This is a genomic window from Streptococcus sp. CL8.13 (assembly GCF_049737895.1).
The window spans coordinates 1-3,014 of sequence record NZ_JBKOTT010000111.1 but is presented as its reverse complement, the minus strand read 5'-3'; the positions used below and the strand labels follow the sequence as shown (position 1 = coordinate 3,014).

The following is a 3,014-nucleotide window of genomic DNA, read 5'->3' as shown; positions in this document are numbered from 1 at the left end:
GAGGCGGTGCTCATTGGCATAACTCGTATGAGTAAAGGCAGTCTCCAGTAAATTTTTGTCTGCAAATTCGATTGCAAAATGGTTCTTTAGTACAGTTTGTAATTCTTTCATACCAACCTCTTTCTAACTGATAACAGTCCTTTTCATTATATCAAAAAAAGCCCCCTGAGTCACTTTAAAACGGGACTGAAGAGCATTTGGAAATTCTTTAAAAAGAGATTTTCAGTTTTAAGGACCAATTTAGGGCTGTGTAAAGAAAAAAGCCCTGTTAAAGGCTTTCTTAGGATGTTTACATCCACCCTGAGGGAATCGAACCCCCATCTCAAGAACCGGAATCTTACGTGATATCCATTACACTAAGGGTGGAAACTTGTTTTATTATAACAGAAATTTGCTCTAATAACAAGTTTTTTTCTAGACGGATAGCCCGTCTTAGTGGGAAGCATCCCCATTCCAGATGGAGTTTTTCACGATAACATAATCAACGTGTTTAAGGTCAGCAACCTGACGTCCACCTGCATAAGAAATAGCACTTTGAAGGTCTTGTTCCATCTCAGTTAAAGTGTCTTGCAGATGACCTTTGGCAGGAAGCAAGATACGTTTGCCTTCCACATTTTTGTAAGCACCTTTTTGATATTGTGAAGCTGAACCATAGTACTCTTTGAACTGTTCACCATCAACTTCAATCGTTTTCCCTGGACTTTCGATATGTCCTGCAAAGAGGGAACCAATCATGACCATGCTGGCACCGAAGCGAATAGACTTGGCAATATCACCATGAGTACGAATCCCACCATCAGCGATAATCGGTTTACGCGCAGCCTTAGCACACCAGCGGAGAGCAGCCAATTGCCAACCACCTGTACCAAAACCAGTCTTGACCTTGGTGATACAAACCTTACCAGGACCGATACCAACCTTAGTAGCATCCGCACCAGCATTTTCCAATTCACGCACAGCTTCTGGTGTTCCCACATTTCCAGCAATGACAAAGGTATCTGGCAATTCTTTCTTGATGTGTTGAATCATAGAAATCACGCTATCCGCATGACCATGGGCAATATCAATCGTGATGTACTCAGGAGCATCAGCCTTGAGCTGGCTAACAAAATCATACTCATAATCCTTAACACCGACAGAGATAGAAGCAATGAGTCCTTGCTCGTGCATGCGTTTAATAAAAGGAATGCGTCCTGCCTCATCAAAACGATGCATAATGTAGAAGTAGCCACCTTTAGCTAGTTGCTCTGCTACATTTTCATCCAAAATCGTCTGCATATTTGCTGGCACAACAGGTAGTTTAAAGGTGTGATTTCCTAGAGTGACACTTGTATCTGCTTCTGCACGGCTTTTAATGACACATTTATTTGGAATCAATTGAATATCTTCGTAATCAAAAATTGGAAATTCATTTAACATATTGATGTCTCGTTTCTTTTGTAATGACCTACCTATGCTTGCGCATCTCTACGCCTTTTCCGACGTTTCCTTAATCAATTATAAAACAAAGTAAGGTTTTTGTCAAATTATTTTATGAATTAAAATATATCGTTCGGCTTTTATTGTGTAAATAACAAAAGAAAGGAGAGATTATTTTCTCCCCACTTCTTCTACATTCTAATAATACTCTCCCTGACGGTAGTCCCATGAGTTAAAGGTGTCTGACAGGTGCATCATAATCTTATCAATGTCAAGCCCTTTGCGGATTACAACTGGAGCTGGTGAAGTTGAACGTGCTCCTCCTTGTTCTGGGATGAGTTTACCGTATTTATCAACCATAGAGACCATCACACCTTGCTCGTAGCGAGTTTCAATCGTTTTGTCAGGCTGGATAGATGCCACATAGTCGTCTGCCTCGATAACAAGGTCAACTGCCCTTTCGATGCGTTCTCCGATACCTTCTACTTTACCACGGTTTCCTTTTCCAGATGGGTTTGCAGATGAGGCATAGACCATCTTGCCTTCTTCCCAAAGTTTGGCAGCCAATTGTTCACCAGCTTTCCCAAACTTGATAACGAAACAGCTAGTACCACGCACATCAGTCATCAGCTCTTCACGGCCATCCCCATAAGCTTTCAATTTCTCAAAGGCTTCTGGTTTCCAAGGAAGGATACAACCAAGAAGAATATCTTCGTCCCAATGTTTTTGGTAGAAGGCTTCAATTTCTGGGTTGAGTTGTGCTAAAGCGCGAAGCTCATCCATGCTACCACAGAGAACAACACCTGGTTTGTTACGGTTACGCTCTTTGGCTTCAAACTTGCGTTCAAGTCCTGCCTTATCGCTAGTCATGATGATATAACCGACTTTTGTAGGGCAAACAATGCACCCTCCCTCACCTTTTAAAATGTCATAGCCTTCTTGTGAAAGTGTTCCGTTCCATTGAATGTGTTTTGTCATAGTTCTATTTCCTTTTCTATTTTTCTTCTAATCCTGCCAGTAGGCTGGTCGTTGTTTTTCATAAGCAGCAATCAAATCTTCATACTGCAAGGTAATTCCGATATCATCCAAACCATTTAAGAGTTTGTGTTTCCATTCACTATCGATTTCAAAAGTGAATTCTCCAACTGGTGAGATGATTTTTTGTTGTTCCAAGTCCACAGTTACCTGGTCACTTGGTTGTAGCTGAGCTAGTTTCTCTCGAACCTCTCTGGGCTGTACAATAGGCAACATGCCATTATTGAGTTCATTATTGTAATGAATATCACCAAAAGACCCTGCAATCACGACCTTGAAACCATAGTCCGCTAGAGCCCAAGCTGCGTGTTCCCTCGAAGATCCTGCCCCAAAGTTATCCCCTGAGATGAGAATACTGGCTTTCCGATATTCAGGTCGGTTAAAGACAAAGTCTGGATCCTCAGTATACTTATCGTCCAGATAACGCCAAGCATACATGAGGTACTTACCAAAGCCTTTTTTATCAATTAACTTGAGAAACTGCTTGGGTAGGATTTGATCGGTGTCGATGTTATCATTCATGAGAGGAACGGTCGTTCCCGTATAAACTGTAAATTTCT

The 3,014-nt window shown here is 41.4% G+C and carries 3 protein-coding genes, 1 tRNA gene and 1 pseudogene; all 5 read right to left on the bottom strand.

The annotated features are described in order from the left end of the window. Positions 1-111 (bottom strand): annotated as a pseudogene (locus ACLNCN_RS04325) (ribonuclease III domain-containing protein); the annotation flags it as partial. Positions 112-294: 183 nt separating this feature from the next. Further along, positions 295-366: transfer RNA gene (locus ACLNCN_RS04320), tRNA-Arg, on the bottom strand. A gap of 66 nt (positions 367-432) precedes the next feature. Next, the gene (locus ACLNCN_RS04315; protein ID WP_000931175.1) at positions 433-1,419 is read right to left on the bottom strand and encodes a GMP reductase; all 987 of its coding nucleotides are present in this window, start codon (positions 1,417-1,419) and stop codon (positions 433-435) included. A gap of 198 nt (positions 1,420-1,617) precedes the next feature. Further along, positions 1,618-2,397 carry an L-threonylcarbamoyladenylate synthase gene (locus ACLNCN_RS04310; RefSeq protein WP_084887036.1) on the bottom strand — a complete coding sequence of 260 codons (780 nt, stop codon included), beginning with the start codon at positions 2,395-2,397 and terminating at the stop codon, positions 1,618-1,620. Between the two features lie 27 nt (positions 2,398-2,424). Further along, positions 2,425-3,014 (bottom strand): 3-isopropylmalate dehydratase small subunit (leuD, locus tag ACLNCN_RS04305; protein WP_424844700.1); only part of this gene is annotated, 590 nt, incomplete at its 5' end.